Annotated in this window: 11 protein-coding genes and 1 pseudogene; 7 read left to right on the top strand and 5 right to left on the bottom strand. The window is 33.6% G+C overall.

Annotated elements, in window-relative coordinates:
• Positions 1-85: 85 nt before the first annotated feature.
• On the top strand, positions 86-1774 hold the full coding sequence (locus H9D55_RS01915; protein WP_186076372.1) for a DUF262 domain-containing protein: 1689 nt from the start codon (positions 86-88) through the stop codon (positions 1772-1774).
• A 405-nt stretch (positions 1775-2179) separates the two neighbouring features.
• Here the strand turns inward: H9D55_RS01915 and H9D55_RS08190 are convergent, their stop codons facing one another.
• The 5 genes from H9D55_RS08190 to H9D55_RS01895 are packed head-to-tail and all read right to left on the bottom strand — an operon-like array spanning position 2180 to position 8473.
• Positions 2180-2311 carry a hypothetical protein gene (locus H9D55_RS08190; protein ID WP_268883996.1) on the bottom strand — a complete coding sequence of 44 codons (132 nt, stop codon included), beginning with the start codon at positions 2309-2311 and terminating at the stop codon, positions 2180-2182.
• Between the two features lie 37 nt (positions 2312-2348).
• Entirely contained in the window at positions 2349-3941 is a 1593-nt protein-coding gene (locus tag H9D55_RS01910; protein ID WP_186076371.1) for an OPT/YSL family transporter, read from the bottom strand.
• 20 nt (positions 3942-3961) lie between these two features.
• On the bottom strand, positions 3962-4738 hold the full coding sequence (locus tag H9D55_RS01905) for an IclR family transcriptional regulator (RefSeq protein ID WP_186076369.1): 777 nt from the start codon (positions 4736-4738) through the stop codon (positions 3962-3964).
• A 5-nt stretch (positions 4739-4743) separates the two neighbouring features.
• Positions 4744-6423 (bottom strand): hydantoinase B/oxoprolinase family protein, encoded by a 1680-nt coding sequence (locus H9D55_RS01900; RefSeq protein ID WP_235963083.1) that lies wholly within the window; start codon positions 6421-6423, stop codon positions 4744-4746.
• Positions 6416-8473 carry a hydantoinase/oxoprolinase family protein gene (locus H9D55_RS01895; protein WP_186076366.1) on the bottom strand — a complete coding sequence of 686 codons (2058 nt, stop codon included), beginning with the start codon at positions 8471-8473 and terminating at the stop codon, positions 6416-6418. The genes H9D55_RS01900 and H9D55_RS01895 overlap by 8 nt, the downstream gene beginning before the upstream one ends.
• A gap of 195 nt (positions 8474-8668) precedes the next feature.
• On the opposite strand from H9D55_RS01895, the gene H9D55_RS01890 reads away from it, so the two are divergent.
• The 6 genes and pseudogenes from H9D55_RS01890 (at position 8669) to H9D55_RS01860 (ending at position 16514) form a co-directional block, all read left to right on the top strand.
• Positions 8669-9715, top strand: coding sequence for an S-methyl thiohydantoin desulfurase domain-containing protein (locus H9D55_RS01890; protein ID WP_186076364.1), 1047 nt, complete (start codon positions 8669-8671; stop codon positions 9713-9715).
• A gap of 13 nt (positions 9716-9728) precedes the next feature.
• Positions 9729-10670, top strand: coding sequence for a DUF1177 domain-containing protein (locus tag H9D55_RS01885; RefSeq protein ID WP_186076362.1), 942 nt, complete (start codon positions 9729-9731; stop codon positions 10668-10670).
• On the top strand, positions 10667-11161 hold the full coding sequence (locus H9D55_RS01880) for an AroM family protein (RefSeq protein ID WP_186076360.1): 495 nt from the start codon (positions 10667-10669) through the stop codon (positions 11159-11161). The genes H9D55_RS01885 and H9D55_RS01880 overlap by 4 nt, the downstream gene beginning before the upstream one ends.
• A 319-nt stretch (positions 11162-11480) precedes the next feature.
• A complete protein-coding gene (locus tag H9D55_RS01875) occupies positions 11481-12713 on the top strand; it encodes an APC family permease (protein ID WP_328795560.1) in 1233 nt (410 codons plus the stop codon).
• A gap of 16 nt (positions 12714-12729) precedes the next feature.
• Positions 12730-13535, top strand: a pseudogene (locus H9D55_RS01865) (creatininase family protein).
• A 135-nt stretch (positions 13536-13670) separates the two neighbouring features.
• Entirely contained in the window at positions 13671-16514 is a 2844-nt protein-coding gene (locus H9D55_RS01860; RefSeq protein WP_186076356.1) for a DUF3427 domain-containing protein, read from the top strand.
• Positions 16515-16541: the final 27 nt, after the last annotated feature.

The following is a 16541-nucleotide window of genomic DNA, read 5'->3' as shown; positions in this document are numbered from 1 at the left end:
TAAGAAACACCTACTGGTCTTTTTTAATCTAAGATCTTGTAAAACTACTACTTTAATGATCAAATAGATTTAAGGAGTGATATAAATGGCTATAATTGACTCAAATTTTAAAAGTATAAAAGAGTTTTTAGCTTCTGCACCATATTTTATACCCGAGTATCAAAGAGGATATTCTTGGGAGAAAGAGCAGTTAGAAGATTTATGGCTCGACTTCATACATCTATATGAAGATGATATTTTGGAAAAGCACTTTTTAGGTCAAATTGTTGTGCATCATGATTCTAGTAAAGGTGAAAAATTTATAATCGATGGACAACAAAGAACCAGCACAAGTATTATTTTGTTAGATGCATTTAGAATAAAATTTTCTCAATTATATGATGAACTCAATGAAGAAGATTTAAATTACAATATCGATGATATTATTGAAGAAATAAATTATGAATATATTGGCAAGAAAACCTCAAGAGAAGACAAAACAAAACTATTCCTTGGTGAGGCTGACAAAAAATTTTTTGAAGAATATATACAAAGTCAGGTCAATAATAAAATTAATGTTTCAAAATCAAAACTGAGTAGATCAGAAAAAAGAATTTATGATGCTAGTAAATATTTCTTGCAAAAATTAGAAGAACAGATATCTAATTTAAAAAGTAATTTAGAAAAATATACACAACTAGAAAAATTATATAAATGTTATACCAATTCTATGCAAATAATGTATGTTGAAACCAATAATCTTAATGAAGCATTTATAATATTTGAGACTCTCAATGCCAGAGGTAAGTCATTAGAAACATCGGATCTATTAAAGAATCATATATTCCGTATGTCTGGTAATCAAATAAATGAAAATAAGAACGAGTGGAATCGAATGATTGATCATTTAGGAAGCTCTGATGCAACGAAGTTTATAAGAAGTTATTGGAATTCAAAATACAAATTTGTTAGAACAGTTCAGTTATATAAAATGATTAGGTCTAAAGTAAATTCTAAAGAAGAGGCATATAAATTGGTAACTGAATTATCAAAGTATGCGAGTCTATACTCAGCTTTGGATAAACCTACTGAATCTACCTATTTTAAAAATTCAAAAATCAATGAGAAATTAGGAGAAATACATGATTTAAATGCTAAAACTTTCTTCCCTATAATGATAGCAATGGAGTTGAAAAATACTAGAGAAGACGATGTACTTAGAGTATTAAGTGCAATTGAAATACTTATTGTTAGAAACTTTGTTGTTGCAGGAAAAACAGCAAACTCATATGAGATCACATTTAGTAAAATTGCAAAAAGCATTTACGATAAAGAATTATCTTCTGTTCAAGAGATTATTAAAGAAATACGTGAAAATATGATCTCCGATGATGAATTTGAGAATAGTTTTAAAACGTTCAGTATCAAACAGAAACCAGCTATACGTTATATGTATCGTAAAATTGCAAACCATAATGAAAAAGAAATACAAGTGATTACTGATAATAATAAAGTACATATAGAGCATATTATGCCTGAAAAAATCGGAGGATGGGGAATCGCCAAAGAAGAACATGCAGAATATCTTACACGGTTTGGGAATTTAACGTTATTAGGAGATGAATATAATAGATCAGCTTCAAACTCGAGTTTTGAGAAAAAGAAAGAAATATATAGAGATTCAAAAATTGAAATAACACGTAAACTATCTGATCTAAATAAATGGGATATAAAATCTATTGAAGATAGACAGTCGGAACTAGCAAAAGTAGCATTAAATATATGGAAAAAGTAAATGGCGATTCTATAAAATTATCTATTCGGAACTCGATGAATACATTGGTCTTATAAAGACCTAACTAATTACAACAGAACTCATGAAATCTCCGATAATCAGTGCAAAGACTGTAAGTTATAAGTAGATGAGTATTCAACGCTTTATAACTTTTAATTCACGATGATACAATAACTAAACGAATACATTGTTTGAAATAGACGGAATTTTAATATTAGAGCACATCAATCATATGAATATTTCGCTTATAAAATTGGAAGATAAACAGTTGTTGAATGAAATGATAGACATATTCAAATTATATAATTATGTTCATCTGGCACCAAACTTTAATCGTGTAAAAATAAAAGCCTGATTTCAGGCTTTTATTTTTTGTATGAAATTATGAACGTTTCAAATAAACGATTAGTCGTGTCTTCTTAAATATACTCCTGTTGCCATTGGTACCAAGAATAAAATGATACGTTGTACTTTTAAAACCTCGATGACACCATCATTCGCATAAGAGAGAGGCTTTAAACTTCTTAATAGATTCATATCAATTGAGCTTAGAAGATTCTTACAGTCTACTTAATTATTTTGCTTTAAACATTGAGTTAAAGAAGCTGTAAAGCGCATCTCCAGCAATGAATCCAGCTGCCACTGTGTACATTGTATTTTGCGCTTCTTCCCCCCTGATTTTAATAACAGTAAATCTAATGATAATACCCGCAAGTACTGCCCAACCAGCCATGGGATTCACAAGTAATAAACCTGTTGCAAAAAGAATCCCCATTTGTCTTTTTGGTCCGCCAATTAGCTGTAAGATCGCACCAGGAATTGCCCATAAAGCAATCGCTATTGCCACGTCTTTATCAGCACCTGCCTCAATTGTTGCAGCAAATACATAATCAACTGGAGGTACTAAGTCTTGTGCAAAATATCCATTGTGGAACAGAGCAACCATGAGAATGGCAATACCGAAACCAATAAGTGAAATCATAAACTGGATTTGTCTACCAAGTAATTCACCTTCAAGAGGTTCTTTTCTTCTAAGAATATAGCCCGTTTTAAAGTCATATCCAAGATCTGCGAATGCGGGCCCAGTAGCCGCTGTATAACCAACAAGTAATGCTAGTGCAGGTACTGGGAATCCAATGATAATACCAATTACTAATGTGATTAATGAAACCGCAAATGCGGGGAACCAACCAGAATGCATTGCAGCTACACCTACAATAACTTCAGTAATTAAAGCAGCGAATGCAGCGAAAGTTACAAATAATATGATCATCCAAATAGACATATCTGTTAATATGCCACCCAGGGCTGCAAGGAGAATAGCACCTATAATATAAGCAATATATCCGAATACTAGAGATAGTCCTACAGTTTTATTTTTACGAGAAGTAGCGCGTTGATATTCTTCATCTGCTTCATTACTAAGAATTGTTTGTTTGTTATCTTTTTTAGTTAAAATATAGATGAATTGGAAAAATGCCACTAGACCAGCACCAACCATAATACCGTGTGGAACGTATTGTGCTGAAATATCTGTAGAGAATAGTGCTTCTGAATAACTACTCAGTAACAAACCAATACCAAACATTGTTAATGCAACTATATTACCAATAAATGCAACACCAAATGCAGACATTGGAATTCCAGCTACAGAACCCGCAATACCGCCTAAAACCCCTAGGCCGAGTAAACCTGCTTTTTTACCACCTTGGTCACCTGCTTTAATTGCTTCAGCTGTTGCGATACCCGGTGGCCAAGCACCACTTGCAGGAAATGCTTTTGAACCAAATAAAAGGTACATTAAGGTACCATCAATAAATAGACCAATTGCAGCACCAATTAACATAGGTGTAACCAACTCAGGCATACCGAGTACAAACGGTATACCAATAGGAATGAACAGGGTGTTACCTGCACCAAATGTAGCTGCAGAAATTGCAGTTTGTAATAAATTTTGGTTATTAATATCTCTAAATTTTTGTAAGTATGTGATAGGAACTCTTGCAATTAGCATAGCGAATAATGCACCAATTATAGAGGTGTTTGCAGTAATACCTAAAGTTGTGATTAACTGCATACCGATAATTGCCCCAAGAACACTGAGTAATAAGACAATTAACATAAATATTGGATCTAAAAACACACTTTTCTTTTTGGTGTTGTTCATTTTAAACACTCCAGTTCGTTTTAGTAATAGGTCTCATCCACTGTTTGCTCATAAATAGAAAATAAATTCTCCAAAGCCTCTTTTGTATTCAACAAATAAGGAAATATCCGATCAAATTTTTCTTCATTCATTCTAAACGATGGACCTGAAATGGTTAGAGAGCCAAAAAGTGTGTCGTCTGAATAAAATATTGGAACACTTATGCCGAATATATTTTCTGCATATTCTCCTACAGAATATGCCCATCCTTGCTGTTGAATTTTTGAAATTTCTTTTAAAATATCATCTTTATGAGTATGTGTAGTTTCCGTACGTTTTATAACTTTTTGATCAAGAATCTCTGCAGTTTTTTGCTCAGGTAAGAACGCGAGAATACTCCATGTAAATGCCCCGGACTGCAGAGAGACTTCCGTTCCTTTAGATACTATAAACTTTAAAGGGCTTGGACTTTCAATAACCTCTACAGTTACTGCCTTGTCATTGATTATTTTTAGTAAAAAGATAGATTCGCCTGTAACATCCGACAACGAAGTCATCCGTGATCTAACTAGCTTTTGGAGATTATTTTGTGCCTTATAACTGTTAATAAAAGGCTCGATTCCTGGACCTAATGTATATTTTTTAGTTGTCATATGTTGAACTAGAAAGTTTTTATTTACAAGTTCTTTAAGAGCTCTGTGTAACACCGAGTGATTTACATCCATCTCTTTGGCTAGTTCTCTCAAACCCCACGAAGCATGAGGTCGAGCGAAATAGTTTAGAACGTCAATGCCAAAACTTAATGTTTTAAGAGCCATATGAATTACTCCTTATAGTCAAATATTTTCTTAGCTTCTTCTAGCGTGAAGAATCCATTCTTTACATCTTTTTCTACCAGTTCCTTATTTCTTTTCTTAGGATTACCGTAACCTCCGCCCGTAGGTGTAACAAGGTTTACGATATCGCCTTTTTGTAGTGATAATCGGTTCAACACACCATAAGGGCCATCAGTTTCACCTGATGTTCGATCAATAGTAATATAGCTAGTCGCACCAGCATCACCAGAGTTCATTCCCCAAGGAGGTGTTGAATGTCTACCAAAGCTTGCTGATATAAATTGTTTATCAGTTAGTGCTTTATAAGAGCGTTGAACACCTCGGCCACCGTTGTACTGACCAGCGCCAGCAGGATCATTTCTTAAGCTATACTCTGTGATTTCAACCCCATATTTGTTTTCAGCAACTTCAATTGGCACATTATATGTTTCTCCGTTTCCCATACAGAATTGTCCATTTTGTCCATCTGCATTATTCATTGCTCCCCAGCCACCTGCCGAGGGTTCAACGATTAGAAATGATTCATTATTATTAGGCATCTTGCCATCCAGTGTTACTGTACAAACTGATAGACTATGACCCGCTGATAAACGGTCTGGTATATGAGGAGAGAGCGCTTTCCAAATGAGCTCTGCTCCACCAATTCTAGCTTCAAAGTTAAGTGATACTGGAGCAGGCCTTTCTGCAGATAATATTGATTTTCTGTCAGTAATGATTTGAAGCGGCTTAAACAGGCCTTCAGTTATATTAAATTTTGGTCTCAATATAGCTAAATACATTACTCTCACACTTGCCATTAAACCGTAGTATGAGCAGTTCATTGGTACTTGTACTTGTGGATGAGACCCTCTAAAGTCACAAATAAATTCATTATCTGTGATCAGAACTTTAACTTTTATGTTATACGGTCCCCCAAAGCGTGGATCGCCTTCAATGATATCTTCTGCTTCAAATGTACCTTTTGGTAATTCTTTTAAAATTTTACTAGAGTAGTCTTCAGAACTTTTTATAAGGTCGTCTAATACTTCTTGGACTAAAGCAGTACCTTGTATCTGACAAAGTTCTTTAAATCTTTTTTCACCTGTCTTAAGTGACGCAACTTGAGCCCACATATCACCAATTGAATACTCTGGAAGTCTTATATTATCTCTGATGATGTCATGAACTGCCTGATTCAATTTACCTGCATTAAACAGTTTGACTCCGGAAAGTTGAAGACCTTCTTGGTAAATTTCAGTTGAATTACTTGTGATAGATCCTGCGTCTTTACCACCAACGTCAGTCCAGTGTCCTTTATTAGCAGAGAAGGCGATAAGTTTACCCTCATGGAAAATAGGTAATACAAGGCCAACATCAGAAAGGTGTGAACCACCACCTACAAAAGGATCATTAATTATTATAATGTCTCCTTCTTTTAGATATTCACCATTATTAAATTTTTCAATTACAGATTTAACCATCGGACTTAGCATGCCAATGAATGAAGTAACACCGTTACCTTGGCTAATGAGATTTCCTTTATGGTCAGTTAAACCGCATGCATAGTCGAGTACTTCATAGATGATAGGACTCATAGAAGTTCTAGCTAAAGCGATAAACATCTCTTCCCCAATTGATAATAGAGAATCTTTGATTACTTCTTTAATGAAAGGATTTTGATTACTCATTGTTATCCACATCCACTTCTATAATGATATTTCCGTATGCATCAATCTCTGCCAATTGGTCTTTAAGAACAAGGGTCGAAGTCGTTTTTTCTTCGATTATTGCTGGGCCAGAGATCTGGTCTTTATATCCGAGAGATTCTCTACGAAATACTTTTGTATCTTGCCAGTTATCATTTCTGTAATACACTTTTCTAACTTCAATTAATGCCCTTTCTTCAATGGGATCATCTAATTGATCAATCTTTTTAATTGATGGTTTTTCAATCTTACCAAAAGCAGTTAAATGTATATTTACAAGTTCGATTTCTGCTTCATCTAGTTTAAAGTTATATGCAAATTCATGTTCTTTATGAAATTTTTCCCTAAGATCTTTCAAAAAATTATTCGTCCAATTTTGATTATCGATTTTTAAGTGTACTGTATGTTCTTGTCCCTTATATCTCATATCAACAGAACGATGGAGCTCAATTGGAATATTATCAAAATGATTTTTCTTAAATTCTTCTGTAGCTTCTAGTTCTATTCTTTTCCAGTTGTCATCCATAGTCATTTCAGTAACATTTTTTAATGGAATTAAGTTTGTTTGAATAAAGTCTTTTCGGATATCAGACATTAACATGCCCCAAGCTGAAAAAACTGAAGCAGCGATAGGGATGACAACCTTTTTCATTCTTAAATCTCTTGCGAGTTGTGCTGCATGAATCGGACCACCGCCACCAAAAGCAATCATCGTGAAATCTTGGGGGTTATAGCCTTTCCTTACAGAAATTAACTTTAATGCATTTAGCATATTTGAGTTTGCAATTTCAATGATACCTAGTGCTGCATCTTCAGTTGAAGAATTAAAAGGTTTTGCTACTTGTTCAGAAATCGCTTTCTTTAATGCGTCATGATCAACATCATTTGAGAAATTTTTATCAGATAATCGACCAATATATAAATTTGCATCTGTCGTGGTAATGTTTTTACCCCCTTTACCATAGGAAAGTGGTCCAGGTGTTGAACCTGCTGACTTTGGTCCAACTTTTAGAGAACCAAGTTCATCTATCCATGCAATAGAGCCACCGCCGTTCCCAATTTCTACAATATCTACAACAGGTACTTTAATGGGGTAACCAGAAGTTTTTTCACTCTTTTCTATATAGTATTCAGTTGTTATTTTTACTTCACTGTTTGTTATTAATGAGCATTTTGCAGTTGTGCCACCAACATCAAATGCGATTACATTTGGCTCGTTTATTAATTCTCCTAATAATTGAGAGCCATATACACCAGCAACTGGTCCAGATTCAACCATATGAATTGGATATTCTTTTGAGTCTGCAAAAGAGGTGAGGCCTCCATTAGATTGCATTACATATTTATTTTTAGTTTGCGTAACTTTAGAAAGTTCTAACTCTAAATTGTTAATATATTTTTTCGTAACAGGTTGAACATATGCATTTAAAACTGTAGTATTTGTACGCTCATATTCGCGCCATTCTTTAATGAGTTCATGTGATGCTGTAACAGAGATATTTTCATCTATACTCTTTATATAGTTTTTTACAGCAATCTCATGTACAGGATTCTTGTATGAATGAAGAAAAGAAATTGCAATAGATTCTACATTCTCTTTTTTAAATGTTTCTATAATAGCATCAATTTCTTTTAAGATAATTGGTCTTAATACTTCACCACGATGATTCAATCGCTCATCTACCTCAAGTCGTAGATATCTTTCTACAAAAGGTTTTGGTTTTTGATATCTAAAATTGTACAGATCAGGCCTATTTCCTCTAGCGATTTCTAAAACATCTCTAGTGCCTTTAGTCGTAATTAATCCCACTTTTGCACCAGTTCGTTCAGTAAGTGTGTTTATAACAACTGTAGAACCATGTATAAACATACTAATATCATCTAGAGTGATTTTAGATTTTTTAAGCACTTCCATGATACCGGTTTCAAAATTAGGTGGAGTAGAGTCTGATTTATTGAATTCAATATCACCAGATTCATTTAGATAAACTAAATCAGTAAATGTACCACCAATATCAGTTGTTGTTCTCATGACATTAAAACCTCCTTTGGTTCGTTTAAGGAACCGTTGGTCCTTAGTTTGAATCAATATTAATTGTTTCAAAAATATTTTGCAAGCATATTTTATTAAATTGAGAGAATTTATAGAAAATTAAGATAAATGATGTGAAGTATTTACTCATTTTAGTATATTAATAAATATAAAGAATGAAATCGGAGGGTAAAAATGCGAAGAAAACTTACAAAAGACAATGGGATTTCAGCAGTATACGGGGGAGCAATATTAGGTGGAGGAGGTGGTGGTCACATTGAGGAGGGTTTAAAGACTGTAGACATCATTTTTAAACATGGTGATTTAGAGATTATAGACGTTGAAGATTTAAACGATGATGATATAGTCGTTAACGTATCTCTAGTAGGTGCTCCATCAGCAGCTTACCAACATATTCGAGAGAAAGACTATAAATTTACTGTAGATCTTATGTCATCACTATTATCAAAAGAATTAAAAGGGCTAACGACAAATGAGAATGGAGCAGCTACGACAATTAATGGATGGTTACAATCTGTATTAACAGGACTACCCGTGATTGATGCTCCGAGCAACGGTAGAGCACATCCAACAGGTGAAATGGGCTCTTTAAATTTATCAGAAGATAAAACATATGTCTCAACTCAAACATATTCTGGTGGTAAAGATGAATATCATATAGAAGGATATTTTAAAGGAGGACTTCATACTACGTCAAAAGGTGTGAGAGATACATCCGTTCTTGCAGGTGGAATGGTGGCTGTTTGTAGAAATCCAGTGACAGTAAATTATTTAAAAGAAAATGCAGCAATCGGAGGAGTTTCTTTTGCTATAGAACTTGGAAAAGTATATTTAAATTCTAAATCACCAGAAGAAAAGATTAAAAATGTAGTAGAACATTTACAAGGAAGTGTTGTTACAAGTGGTACGGTTAGTGACTATGAATTAAAAATGGAAGGTGGTTATGATATAGGGATCTGTAATATTATTGACCATGAACTCACATTTTTCAATGAATATATGACACTTGAAAAAGGAGAAGAGAGAGTAAGTACATTCCCTGATTTAATCATGACATTTGATACAAAAACAGGATTGCCAGTTGTATCTGCAAACTTAAAAGAAGGAATGCATATTACAGTTATAAGTGTTCCGAAAGAGAACTTAATTCTAGGAAGTACAATGTATAATCACAACCTATTAAAACAGATTGAATCAATTATTCATAAACAAATATTATAAAGAGGTGCTTAAAATGACTTTAAAACAAACTTTAGAAATTTTAGATCAATTAGATCACCCTAAAGTAAATGGGACAGATATTATAAAGCTATTTGAGCGATACAAATATGCAGAAGCAACAACACAAACAATTGAAGGAGAAAAAGGCTCTACAGATTTTGTAAATATTTTAATTAAAGGAACTTCAGGTAAAAGTGGTGGAGGTAGTGCTCCGACGATGGGAATCATCGGAAGATTAGGCGGTATTGGAGCGAGACCAGAAAGAATTGGTTTTGTTTCGGATGGAGATGGTGCAGCAGCAGCACTAACATCAGCTCTAAAGTTAGCAGAAATGAGTGAAAGAGGAGACCGTGTAGTTGGTGACGTATGGATTTCAACACATGTATGTCCAACAGCACCAACAATTCCGCATGAACCGGTAGAATTCATGGGGGCACCTGTAGATATGATAACGATGAATATCTATGAGGTTCTTCCTGAGATGGAAGCAATTATTTCTATAGATACAACGAAAGGAAATAATGTATTTAATCATAGAGGAATATCTATTTCTCCAACAGTTAAAGAAGGTTACATTTTAAGAATTTCTAATGATTTAGTAAGAATCCTTGAAATGGTAACAGGAAAATTGGCCCAAACATTTGCACTATCTATGCAAGATGTCACACCATACGGCAATGATATATACCATATCAACAGTATATTACAGCCATGTACAGCAACAGATGCACCAGTTGTTGGACTTGCAATCACAACTCAAAGTACGGTACCAGGAAGCGGAACAGGCGCAAGTCATGAAGTGGACATTGCAGAAGCTGCTAGATATTGTATTGAAGTTGCAAAAGAGTTTGGTCAAGAAAAACTATCATTCCATGATCAAGCTGAATTTGAGAGAATGGTTAAATTGTACGGATCGATGAAGCAGTTACAAACCCTAGGAGTTGATGAAACTTGAAGTTAGGACTTTTAACTATTGGACAGCCTCCGAGAAATGATATTGTGTCCACGTTTGAAAGTGTTTTAAGTGATGATATCGAACTGATACAAAAAGGGGCTCTCGATTCGTTATCAGAAGAAGAACTGGATGAGGTAAGAGCAACAGATGAAGAAGTTACTTATGTTTCAAAATTAAGAAATGGTCAAAGCATTAAAATAAGTGAAGATAAACTTGTTCCATTATTAAAAAAGGAATTAAAAGATTTGGAAAAGCAGGTGGATATGGTAGTGATGTTATGTACAGGTGACTTTCCTATGCTCAATTACAATAAACCAATAATATATCCAGATAAAGTATTAACAAATATGGTAGATGCACTAAATTTTAATCAGAAGATGGGGTTACTCATTCCTTTAGAGGAACAAAGAGAAAAGATTACAGAGAAATGGAATCGAATAAATACCAATAAGAATGTTCACCTTATGATGATTCAGAACAATTGGATTTAGAGAATATTCATTTTTAAAAATCAGAAACATCACTTATTGTCTTAAATTGTATGGGATACAGTGAGGGTCATAAAAAAGCAACTGAGAGAGCATTATGGTATAGCAGTTGTACTTGCAAGAGAATTCGTTGCAAATTATGTTAAATCGCTATTCTAATAATTAGTAATAGAAGGGAGATATAAATGGAAGCAAGACAACAAGGAATGATTATCAGGAGCTTAGGATTTGTAGATTTATGAAGTATAGGAGTCGGTGCATTAGTAGGAGGAGGTATCTTCACAGTTATTGGTCCAGCTGTAAGTGAGACAGGGCCTTCGTTATTTGCTGCATTTTAATTGCAGGATTAATCGCACTATTTTCTTCTATGAGTTATGCGGAACTTGCATCATACTGGCCATATCAAGGTGCTTCTTATGTGTACGCGAAGTATGCATTCTACCCAGTTTCTAGAGATTTAGCAAAATTAATTGCTTTGCAGTGTTCTGGACTTTACTTTCTATCCTTTTCATTTGCGGCAGGTGAAGTTAACTTAGGATTTGCAGGTTATTTAAGTGTATTAATCCCAAGTGTTCCTACATATATTACTGGCCCAAGTGTTTCAATAGTAATTACAGTAATGTTGTTATTTGGAGTTAACTTTACAGGGAAAGTAAATACGTTATTATCAATTATTCAAATTTTATCGCTATTCCTCATAGCTGTTTTAACAATTTCAGTGAGTCCCTTTGGCCCATTTATGACAACTGAATTTTTAGCACATGGTTTTAGTGGACTTCTAGCAGCTGTCGCACTGATTGCATTTGGACAGATGCAGGTTGAAGCGGTACTAACGTTAGGTGAGGAAGCTAAGAGACCAAGAATTAATTTACCACGTGCTCAAATTTCTGCATTAGTAACGGTAGTTATTTTATATGTCCTAGTTGGATATGGAGTAGTATCAAGTACACCAGTAAATGATCTTGCAGAATCAGTGGCGCCCTTAGCACTTGCTGTAGAAAACATCTTCCCATCATTTGGTAAGATACTTATTGTAATTGCAGCACTTACAGCAACTGTAACTTCAACAATCGGCTGCTTACTGGGATCATCTAGAATGCTATATGCAGGTGCAAGGGAGCATGCATTTCCACTATTTTTTGGAAAATTAACTAAAAATGGTGTTCCCTATACAGCAGTTTTAGCCTCTGGAGTATTGGCTTTAGTTGCAACACTCATGAGTGTTTTTGGGTATGCGAGTGTATTAAATATATTGATTAGTGCAGCGGTTTTCTCGAACTGGCTAATGATGATATTGATGAATATCGCATTAATAATCGTAAGAAAAACAAGACCAGACTTAAAGCCAAATTTTAGATACCCATTAAATATAAAAAATATTCCAATAATGGCTGTTATTGCCATTGTCGGGTGCATTATTGTCATTACATTCGTGAATCCAATTGCGATAGGTATTGGTTTAATTTGGATGATACTTATTACGATTTGGTATTTCGTATATGCAAGAAAGAATTGGAATTTCTTAACACCTGAAGATATAGAAAATTTACAGTAAGGAGTTTTAGATAATTATGAAATATTATTTGCATGAAAATAAATGGGAAGACATTGAGGACTACTTAAAAAATAACGATGTAATTATTTTACCAGTCGGAAGTGTAGAACAACATGGTAACATTTACCGCTTGGAACAGATTCGTTATTATCTCAGGAAATTGCAGAGGATGTTGCTAAACAAACGAACACATTGATAGCTTCACCAGTCTGGTATGGATGGACTCCTCATCATATGGCATACTCAGGTACAGTTACATTGCGACCAGAAACACTAACAAATATGGTTGAGGATATATTGAATTCTTTAATTTATCATGGTTTCAAAAAGATCATCATTGTAAATGGGCATAGAGAAGCTAACCTACCACCATTAAAAATAGCAATGGGTAGAGTTCGAAATAAAACAGGGGCGTTTATAGGAATTGCGGACCCATTTTATATTAATGCTTTAGCAGGTAAAGAATTGAGTGATGTTGAACCTGGAGGTATCGGTCATGCTGAAGAGCTTGAGACATCTATTATGTATGATAGATACCCCGATCTATGCTCACCAAAAAATGCAGTGAATAATATCCCTGAGGAAAGGAATGAATATCTACAACATGATCCAAACGTTTTTTGTGATAAAATTCTGACTGCAAGTGACGTGCATCAATATAGAGAGAGAACAAAAGATATTGGTGTAATGGGAGATTCCACTACAGCAAATAAAGAAAAAGACAGCGAATATCAGCAAAGAATGGTGGATAATATATCGGAATTTGTACTATACCTAGAAGGTTTAAATATAGAAATTATCCAAACAGAAATACCACTCTAACTAAATAATAACAACTAAATCAGGGTAACCTAAATTTTTAGGTGAACCTGATTTTTTAATTATATACTAAGCTCTTGAACTATTTACTGGTTAAACTATAGTTAAATAAGATAGATACAGAAAGGAAGTTATAATGTGAGTAAGTCCCTATTGAATTCTTATGAACGTGGATTTATTGATAGAAGTTCCAATAAATTAACGGCTTATCCTCCTGAGTTAATTGTAAATAATATTGATGAAAATTTACTTTCACCAATATTAGATGAAATGGATAAGTGCCATGATTTTATGATTTCTGTTGCCTTTGTAACGGAAGGAGGCCTTGCTACCTTAAAAGCAATGCTTTTGAAGTTAAAAGAGAATGGTGTGAGAGGTCGACTTATTACGTCTACCTATTTGAATTTTAATGCACCAAAAGTGTTTAAAGAGTTATTAAAAATAGAAAATTTAGATGTAAGAATAACGGACATTGAGGGATTTCATGCCAAAGGTTATGTGTTTAAAAATAGTAAATACATTTCGATGTTTATTGGTAGCTCAAATTTAACTGACACTGCTCTTAAAAAGAACTATGAATATAATGTGAAACTTACAAGCCTTGAAAATGGTGAAGTGATTCAACATTTTTACCAGAAATTTGAAGAGCTTTGGGAAACATCAAAAACTCTGGACGATGACTGGATTCGTAAATATAAAGAAATTTATAAAGAGAATAAAGGCAAGGACAAATTAATTTCTATTGTTGAGGATCCATCAAGATATCAATATCATCACGTAGAAGAACAGATAATATCACCAAACATAATGCAAACAAATGCACTACAATCTTTAAAAGAATTGAGAGCAACAGGTGAAAATAAAGGGTTAATTGTATCTGCAACTGGAACGGGTAAAACTTATTTATCAGCATTTGACGTTATAGAATTTAAGCCTAAAAAAATGTTGTTTTTAGCACATAGAGAACAAATTTTAAGAAAAACCAGGGATGATTATGCAGGACTTATTAAAGGTGATTTAAACAATTTTGGTATCTATAGTGGAAATGATAAAAAAAAGGACGCACAATATATTTTCGCTACAGTACAAACTCTGTCTCAAGAGCATCATCTTAAACAATTTAACAGAGATGAGTTTGATTATATTGTAATTGATGAAGCACACAGATCTGCTGCAAATACATATAAAAAATTATTAAACTATTTTAAACCTAAATTTTTACTTGGAATGACAGCAACACCCGAACGTACAGATGATGCAGATATTTTTAGATTATTTGACTACAATATTGCGTATGAAATTAGATTACAACAAGCACTGGAATCTGGTATTCTTACTTCATTTCATTATTTCGGGGTTACAGACTTTGAGGTAGATGAAGAAAGTAAAATTGATGAACTTTCTGAAGAAAGCCGTATTAAAAATATAGTAGATAAAATAAATTATTATGGACACTCCGGCGAAACGCTACGTGGGTTAATTTTCGCGAGAAATGTTGCCGAGTCTTACATGTTGGAAGAAAAATTAGCAGGATACGGCTTTAGAGCGAAAGCTTTATCCGGTGATAAGAGCAACGAAGAAAGAGAATCAGCAGTCAAAGACCTAGAAAATGGCTTTTTAGATTACTTGATAACGGTCGATATATTTAACGAAGGAGTGGATATACCGTCAGTGAACCAAGTAGTTATGCTGAGGCAAACTCAATCGGCAATTATATTTATTCAACAGCTTGGAAGAGGGCTTAGAAAGCATGATGAAAAAGAGTTTTTAACAGTAATTGATTTTATTGGAAATTATAAAAATAACTATTTAATTCCTGTTGCACTGTCGGGTGATAATTCCTATAACAAAGATCATTTGCGAAAAGAAGTACTAGGAAAAACAATTGTAACAGGAGCCTCTACAGTAAACTTTGAGGAAGTAGCAAAAGAACGGATTTTTAAATCTATAACAAGTGCTACTGTAAATTCTATACGCCAATTAAAATCAGCTTTTCTTAATTTAAAACACAAACTGGGTCATGAGCCTAATGTATTAGAGTTTTATAATGATTTAGATACACCCGACTTAGCTCTCGTTTTTTCTAAAGTTAAACACTACATAGAGTTTTTAAATAAAGTTGGAGAAAATAAAACAAATTTGCCACAACGGTTTTCTAAGATGCTTCACTTCATTAGTCACGAAATTATTGATGGAAAGAGATTAGGTGAGGTGATTCTTTTAGAGCACTTGATGCATGGTGGAATATCTATTAATCAATTGCGGATAAAATTAAATGCACTAGGATTGCCTTCCACTGAAGCAGATATATCTGCACTGATTAGATATTTAGATTTATCATTTTTTACTATGCAGAGCAAAAAGAAATATGAATATCCAATTCTGGTAAAGAATGGAAACTTACTATTACCTGGAAATGAACTAAAAGATGCCCTGAACAATAAAAAGCTAAAGGAACATTTAGAGCATTTGGTGCAAATAGGTAAAGAAAACGCGAAAAAATATGAACAGACGGAACCTTTAACTTTATATAAAAAGTACACAAGAAAAGATTTTTGCCGATTGTTAAATTGGGAAACAGATGAATCATCAACAATATATGGTTATCGAGAAAAATATAATACTTTGCCAATCTTTATTACATATCATAAAGACAAAACAAAAGTAGATACACAACTCTATGAAGATGAACTTTTAGATCCTCATACTCTTCATTGGTACACGCGACCTGGGAATATAAAAGACAAACAAATAAGTAGTTTACTTAGAAATCATCAAATTCATGATTTACCAATATACTTATTTATTAAAAAGGACGACGATGAGGGTACAGATTTCTATTATTTAGGACAGACTATGATCGATTATTCAACGGTAAAAGAAACAACAATGCCACAAGCAGGAAAAGAAGTGGTAACAATGAATATGCACCTAATAAATCCTGTTGAGCATGAACTATATAGTTATTTAGAAACTATATAGTTATTTAGAAACTAAAATTGATAATTA

Origin of the sequence: Phocicoccus pinnipedialis (assembly GCF_903994035.1) — a bacterium.
GTDB lineage: Bacteria > Bacillota > Bacilli > Staphylococcales > Salinicoccaceae > Phocicoccus > Phocicoccus pinnipedialis.
This window is presented reverse-complemented; position numbering and strand designations above follow the sequence as displayed.